Source organism: Streptomyces sp. SM1, from assembly GCF_002910825.1.
Classification (GTDB): Bacteria; Actinomycetota; Actinomycetes; order Streptomycetales; family Streptomycetaceae; genus Streptomyces; species Streptomyces okerensis.
In genome coordinates, this window is the sequence record NZ_NEUB01000287.1 from 1 (window position 1) to 6,193 (window position 6,193).

At 73.0% G+C, this 6,193-nt stretch carries 8 protein-coding genes; 4 read left to right on the forward strand and 4 right to left on the reverse strand.

The window, feature by feature from the left end:
- Window positions 1-133 precede the first annotated feature (133 nt).
- The 3 genes from B9S61_RS06950 to B9S61_RS06960 all read right to left on the reverse strand — a co-directional run bounded on the left by B9S61_RS06950 (window position 134) and on the right by B9S61_RS06960 (window position 2,300).
- Window positions 134-493, reverse strand: coding sequence for a cupin domain-containing protein (locus B9S61_RS06950; RefSeq protein ID WP_103541456.1), 360 nt, complete (start codon window positions 491-493; stop codon window positions 134-136).
- A 146-nt stretch (window positions 494-639) separates the two neighbouring features.
- Window positions 640-1,614, reverse strand: coding sequence for a pyridoxal-phosphate dependent enzyme (locus B9S61_RS06955; RefSeq protein ID WP_103541457.1), 975 nt, complete (start codon window positions 1,612-1,614; stop codon window positions 640-642).
- Window positions 1,611-2,300 (reverse strand): transcriptional regulator, encoded by a 690-nt coding sequence (locus B9S61_RS06960; protein WP_103541458.1) that lies wholly within the window; start codon window positions 2,298-2,300, stop codon window positions 1,611-1,613. Before B9S61_RS06960 ends, B9S61_RS06955 begins: the two co-directional genes overlap by 4 nt.
- A gap of 135 nt (window positions 2,301-2,435) precedes the next feature.
- Here B9S61_RS06960 and B9S61_RS06965 point away from each other — a divergent pair, with 135 nt between their 5' ends.
- From B9S61_RS06965 to B9S61_RS06975, 3 genes are read left to right on the forward strand one after another with little or no spacing between them, the layout of a single operon-like run.
- A complete protein-coding gene (locus tag B9S61_RS06965) occupies window positions 2,436-2,930 on the forward strand; it encodes a MarR family winged helix-turn-helix transcriptional regulator (RefSeq protein ID WP_103541459.1) in 495 nt (164 codons plus the stop codon).
- Complete coding sequence (locus tag B9S61_RS06970) at window positions 2,927-3,382, forward strand: MarR family winged helix-turn-helix transcriptional regulator (protein WP_103541460.1); 456 nt, start codon at window positions 2,927-2,929, stop codon at window positions 3,380-3,382. The genes B9S61_RS06965 and B9S61_RS06970 overlap by 4 nt, the downstream gene beginning before the upstream one ends.
- Window positions 3,383-3,432: 50 nt before the next feature.
- Window positions 3,433-3,780 carry a M48 family metallopeptidase gene (locus B9S61_RS06975; RefSeq protein WP_103541461.1) on the forward strand — a complete coding sequence of 116 codons (348 nt, stop codon included), beginning with the start codon at window positions 3,433-3,435 and terminating at the stop codon, window positions 3,778-3,780.
- Window positions 3,781-3,842: 62 nt separating this feature from the next.
- Here the strand turns inward: B9S61_RS06975 and B9S61_RS06980 are convergent, their stop codons facing one another.
- Window positions 3,843-5,183: a PepSY domain-containing protein gene (locus B9S61_RS06980; protein ID WP_258039578.1), complete on the reverse strand. Its 1,341-nt coding sequence runs from the start codon at window positions 5,181-5,183 to the stop codon at window positions 3,843-3,845.
- 196 nt (window positions 5,184-5,379) lie between these two features.
- Between B9S61_RS06980 and B9S61_RS06985 the strand changes: the two genes are divergently transcribed.
- Entirely contained in the window at window positions 5,380-6,024 is a 645-nt protein-coding gene (locus B9S61_RS06985; RefSeq protein WP_103541463.1) for a peptide deformylase, read from the forward strand.
- Window positions 6,025-6,193 lie beyond the last annotated feature (169 nt).

Sequence of the window (6,193 nt, forward strand, 5' to 3'; positions counted from 1 at the left end):
GTCCAGCGGACACCGCGCGAGGTCGGGCCATCGGCCGGCATTCCGCCGTTCCCGCCACCGCCGCGGACGCGGAAGCGCGCTGGGGATACGCCTCCGGGTGACCGGGGGCGGGAAAACCCGGCCGGCCTGACGGTCAGTCCGCCTTCGCGTACTCCTGGGCCATCGCGCCCGCGAAGTCGTAGACCACGACCTGGTCGTCCCCGACGACCCACGCGTCGTGGCCCGGCGGGCAGACGAAGACGTCGCCGGGGCCGACCTCGCCCTCGGCGCCGTCGTCCATGCGGATACGCAAGCGGCCCTGCACCACGTAGCCGTTGTGGTGAATCCGGCAGCTGCTCGTGCCGGCGATGGGGCCAACGGACTCCGACCAGCGCCACCCCGGTTCGAAGGTGGCCACGGCGAAGTCCAGTCCCGTCATGTGCACGGCCTCGAGATGGCCCCTGGGGAAATCGCGCCGCTCGTCGGGCTTCTCCAGCATCTTGACCTCGAACATGCCCTTCTCCCTTCCGGTCGTCACCCTGCACGACCGGGTCCGGTCTCCGTCCGCCCCTCACGGCACCGGCGGGGCCGGGCCCCACCACTTCATCGTCCGCCTGTCCGCTCGGGGCCGCCATTCGGGTGAGGAGCCGGGCGGGTCCGTCAGCCGCCGGGACCGCAGAGCCGCGCGAACCGCCCGGCGTCGATGTTGCCCCCGGACAGGATCAGGCCGACGCGGCGAGGGAGCGGGCCCGCGCGGCCGGTGAGCAGCGCGGCGAGCGCGGTGGCCCCGCTCGGTTCGAGAACGGTCTTCAGCCGCTCGAAGGCGAACCGCATCGCGTCCCTGATCTCGTCGTCGCCGACCAGCACGATGCCGTCGAGGAGCCGCCGGTTGACGGTGAAGGTCAGTTCGCCCGGGGTGTGCAGCGCCTGGCCGTCGGCGATGGTGTGCGGTACCGGGATGCTGACGCGGCGGCCCAGCTCCAGCGATCTTCTGGTGTCGTCCCCGGCCTCCGGTTCGACGCCGATCACCCGGGTGGCGGGGCGCAGGCCCTTGACGGCGGTGGCGCTTCCGGCGATCAGTCCACCGCCTCCGACCGGCGCGAGCAGCATGTCCAGGTCTCCCGCCTCCTCGACGAGTTCCAGGGCCGCCGTGCCCTGCCCGGCCATGACGTGCGGATGCTCGTAGGGCGGGACGAGGGCCAGGCCCCGCTCGGCCGCCAGGGCCTCGGCGAGGGCGACCCGGTCGCCGGTGTACCGGTCATAGGTGACGATCTCGGCGCCGTACCCCTCGGTGGCCGCCCGCTTCGACGGCGGGGCGTCCTCGGGCATGACGATGACGGCGGTGGTGCCCAGCTCCCGGGCGGCCAGGGCCACGGCCTGGGCGTGGTTGCCCGAGGAGTAGGCGGCGATGCCCCGGGACAGCTGGTCGGGGCCGAGCCGGGAGGCCGCGTTGTAGGCGCCGCGGAACTTGAAGGCACCGACGCGCTGGACGTTCTCGCACTTGAGGTGGACCTCGGCGCCGATGAGCGCGTCCAGGGTGCGGGAGCGCAGGACGGGGGTGCGGTGCGCGACGCCCTTGAGGCGTTCGGCGGCCGAGCGGACGTCGTCGAGGGTGATCGGCGGTGTGGTCGTCACGCGGTGCCTCCGGCGGAAGTGGGGTCGGTGGTCGTCCTGGACTGCGAGAGGTAGCTGTACGCGGAGGCGCGGGAGATACCGAGCCGGCCGGCGACCTGCTCGACCGCGCGCCGTACGGCGAAGACACCGCGGGCGTCCAGGTCCCGGAAGAGCCCCAGGCGTTCCTCGCGGTCGAGCTGTGCCCAGCCGCGCTGCTGCCGCAGCTGGTGGGCGTCGACGATCGCTTCGACCACGGAGTCGATGTCGTTGCCGAAGGTGGTCGTCGGCGGTTCAGCCGGACCGGTACCGAGACCGGCCAGCGCACCGAGCAGGGTGTGGGCCCGGCCGACGGCGGTGACGTCGACGTTGACGCACAGGGCGCCGAAGACCGCTCCCGTGGAGTCCCGCAGCACCATCGTGGAGGACTTCACGAGTGTGCCGTTCCCGGTCCGGGTGAGGTAGTTGAGCTCGTCCGCCGCGCCGTCGCCGCGGGCCAGCATGCGCATGCCGATCTCGCTCATCGCCCCGCCCACCGACCGCCCGGTCACGGACCCGGCCACGGCTACCACGGACCCCTCCGGGCGCCGGTAGTCGTGCAGCACCACCTCTCCCATCGGCCCGAACGTCGCGGCGATCCCGTCGACGACCGGCGTCAGCGCCGCGAGAATCGCGTCCCGTTCGGCGTCCCGCGCCCGCACGGGGGCCATGGGCCCACCTCCTGTCTTCTCCGCTGTTCTGTTCAGCCACCCTACTTGGACGTGGAGTCCATTGTCTGGATTTTCAGTCCAGATCGGGTGAGTCATCTAGTAGCCATGGCTACAGTAGCCATGTACTGTATTGCCATGGGTGCGGTGTACGAGGGCGCGACGCCCGGATTCCTGGTGTGGCGGCTGTCGACGAAGTGGCGTGTGGCGGTCGACCGGGCGGTGTCGCCCCTGGGGCTGACGCACGCCCAGTACTCCGTCGTCGCGACGCTGTACGGGATGCGGCGCTCCGGGGAGCGGCCCAGCCAGCGCCGGCTCGCCGACCACACCGGGCTCGAACCGCTCTACGTGTCGAAGCTCGCCCGCACCCTGGAGACCGCCGGCCTGCTGGAACGCACGCGCGATCCACGCGACCCGCGCGCCGTGCAACTGGCGCTCACCGAGCGGGGCGTGGAGGTCACCGGACAGGCGATCGGGATCGTGCGGGGGCTTCTGCGGCAACTGCTGGAACCCCTCGGCGGCCTCGACGGCCCGCGCGCCCGCGCGTTCGTGGACGACCTGACGACGCTGCTCGGCACACCGCTCGACCCATCGACGGAGACCACCGCACAGAACGAGACGGAGCAGCCATGACCTCCACCGCCACCCCTGTCGACGGCCGTGTCATCGGCCTGGCCCACTACGCGGGCCGCGCGGTCCTCGAAAGCGTGCTGGCCCGGTACGGCATCACCTTCGCGCAGTCCGTCGCCCTGCGCCTCGTCGCCGCGGCCGGCCATCCGGTCGGCCGCCCGGAGCTCGTGGGGCACGTCACCGGCTCGCTCAAGATCACCGGGGCGGACGCCTCCGGTGCGGTGGACGGGCTGGTCGGCTCGGGGCTGCTGGCCCCGCACGAGCCGTCCGCGGTGCGGATCACGGAAGCCGGACGCGCGGCGCAGGAAGGGATCACCGCCGAGACGGGGACAGTCTCCGCGAGGATCTACGCCGGCATCCCCGCGGCGGACCTCGCCGTCGCCGGGCGGGTGCTCGCCCTGGTCACCGAGCGGGCCGACGCGGAACTGGCCGCCCCGGCCGACGGTGCCGGGTAGCGGAATACCGCGGCGCCCGGCTCCGTTGTCGGCGTCGAAGGAGGCCACGAGTGGACACCATGTACTACGACCACGGAACGCCGGCCGAGCGCTGGGAGCGCGCCGGGATGTTCTTCGACGCCAGGGACTACACCGCCGCCGCGCGCGTCCTGGGCACCCTGGTCGAGGAGGTGCCGGAGCAGACCGGGCCGCGGCTGCTGCTGGCGCGCGCCTACTACCACTCGGCCCAGCTGCGCCGCGCGGAGACCGAGTTGAAGGTCATCGTGGAGCGCGACCCGGTGGAGCACTACGCCCGGCTGATGCTCGGGCGCACCCTCCAGCGGCAGGGGCGTGACGACGAGGCCCAGCCGCATCTGCGTATCGCCGCCGCGCTGGGCGGCGAGTTCGACGAGGAGTAGACCGCAGGAGGGTGCCCGGTTCCCCCACTGGGGGAGCCGGGCACCCGTGCGACGGGCTCGCGTCATCGCACCGCCGTGCCGGCCCCCTGCGTCCGGCGTCCCCGCCGGTGGGCGATCTCCCCGAGGATGATGTCGACGGCCAGGAACGCCGCCAGCGGGATGCCGAACAGCGGGACGAAGTAGCCCAGTACGGCGACCGCCGCCAGCAGGGGGACCAGGACCTGCGGGGGCACGTGCTGCCATGCTCCCCGGGGGACCGGCCGGCCGAAGGCGGAGCCGCGACCCCGCTGCCACCACATGCGGTAGCCCCAGAGGATCAGCAGGATCAGGGAGAGGGCGAGGACCATCAGCCCGATCTGGTTGGCCAGGCCGAACAGACTGCCGGTGTGCAGGTCGATGCCCCAGCGGGTGAGCTTCGCGAGGACCGGGTAGTCGGCGAACCGCAGGACGTCGGTGACCTCGCCGGTGGCGGGGTCGACCGCGGCCGAGTCCTGCTTCTCGGGCCAGTTGCGCTGGATCTGCTGGACGACGTACGCGGAGTTCTCGTCGGCGGGCGGCTTGATCTCCACCGGGTCGCCCAGACCCTCGGCCCGTGCCGCCGCGAGCACCTTGTCCAGCCCGGCTCCGTGTGCCGCGTCGCCCGGGGCACCGCCGGCCGCGCCGTGACCCGCGTGTTCACCGGCCGCCTCGGCCGACACCGCGGGGGTCTCCTGCCCGAGCGAGGTGCGCAGTTCACCGATGGTGGCGCCGGCGTAGGTGGACCAGGTGATGCCGGTCGCCGAGAGGAGGAGGAAACCGGTCGCCGCCCAGGCGCCCACACCGCCGTGCAGGCCCAGAGTGCGGCGCCGTCCGCTGGTGCGGCGCACCGTGCGCAGGGCGCGGCGCCGGGAGAACCAGAGCACCAGTCCGGCTGCCGCGATCACCCACAGCCAGCTGGCCGCGAACTCGCTGTAGAGACGGCCGGTCTGGCCGAGGTGGAGGTCGCGGTGGAACTCGTCGATCCACGTGCGCAGGGGCAACGCGCCCGAGGAGCCGTACTGTTCCAGCTCACCGCGCACCTCCGCGGTGTAGGGGTCGACGAACACGGCGAGGGTGTGGGCGGGGTCCACGCCCGGTATGCCGGACAGCATCACCCTGGTGGTGGCGCCCGCCTCGGGTGAGGGGCGTACGGCGGCGATCGTGCCGTCGGGGTGGTCCTCGCGGGCGGCGGCGACCTGCTCGGAGAGGGGGAGTTCGCGCTCGCCGACGGGGACGGTCAGCTCATGGTCGTAGACGATCTTCTCCGCCTGGAAGGAGGCGGCGTACAGCAGGCCGGTGAGGGCGGCGACGAGGAGGAACGGCGCCACCACCACACCGGCGTAGAAGTGCAGGCGCAGCACGAGGGGGCGCAGGGCGGCCCCCACGCTCTTCGAGGGTGCGGCAGTGGGAGGGTTGGGGCCTCGTCCGTGGTGGTCGAGGGAGCGGTGGTCATCGGTGGGGTTCTCCCGGGGACGTCTGATCGACGGGCATGGTGGTGCAGTAGTCGGGGCGGCGGGCGTCGAGTTCCCGGGAGAGACGTGTGATCTGTGGCACACGCGCGGGCCGTGCGATCCTGACGGTATGGAAATTCCGGACAATCGCGCACTCTTGGCCGAGCAGGTCGAGCAACTGCTCGCCGTCGAGGGGCCGTTGCCCATTGTCGCGGCCGGTGATCCGGTCCTGCGCGGCGGCAGTGAGCCGTACGACGGCCAGCTGGATCCCGCTCTGCTGGCCCGGTTCGTCGAGGCGCTGCGCATCACGATGCACGCGGCGCCGGGTGTCGGACTGGCCGCCCCGCAGGTCGGGGTGGGGCTGCGGATCGCGGTGATCGAGGATCCGGCGCCGGTTCCGGAGGAGGTGCGTCTGGTGCGCGGGCGGGTCCCGCAGCCGTTCCGGGTGCTGGTCAATCCCGTGTACGAGCCGGTCGGCGCCGGGCGGGCCGCGTTCTTCGAGGGGTGCCTGAGCGTGCCGGGATATCAGGCGGTGGTGGCGCGGGCCGCGCAGGTGCGGCTGACCGGGCAGGACGAGCACGGGCGGGCGCTGGACGAGGTGTTCACCGGCTGGCCCGCCCGGATCGTCCAGCACGAGACGGACCATCTCGACGGCACGCTGTACCTCGACCGGGCCGAGCCGCGTTCACTGTCCACCCATCAGGCCGCGGCGGAGTACTGGTCACAGCCGACGCCGGAACGGGCGGCACGGGCACTGGGTTTCGAACTGCCCTAGCCTCGCTCCGCGCGCGGCGGCAGGGCACGGCCCGGCCCTCCGGACGCCTCCCGCCCCGTACGACCCATGTCCCGTCGCCCCGGCCGTCGGCCCTCAGCCGGGGCGGACCGCGGCAGGCCCACACCGGGACCGCGACCGGGACCGGGACCGTCGGATCACACCGGTGAAG

Excerpts from the sequence above, each read along its gene's own strand:
- B9S61_RS06950 (WP_103541456.1), bottom strand. The coding sequence starts at position 493 with ATGTTCGAGGTCAAGATGCTGGAGAAGCCCGACGAGCGGCGCGATTTC.
- B9S61_RS06965 (WP_103541459.1), top strand. The coding sequence starts at position 2,436 with ATGGGTGCGGTGTACGAGGGCGCGACGCCCGGATTCCTGGTGTGGCGG.
- B9S61_RS06970 (WP_103541460.1), top strand. The coding sequence starts at position 2,927 with ATGACCTCCACCGCCACCCCTGTCGACGGCCGTGTCATCGGCCTGGCC.
- B9S61_RS06960 (WP_103541458.1), bottom strand. The coding sequence starts at position 2,300 with ATGGCCCCCGTGCGGGCGCGGGACGCCGAACGGGACGCGATTCTCGCG.
- B9S61_RS06985 (WP_103541463.1), top strand. The coding sequence starts at position 5,380 with ATGGAAATTCCGGACAATCGCGCACTCTTGGCCGAGCAGGTCGAGCAA.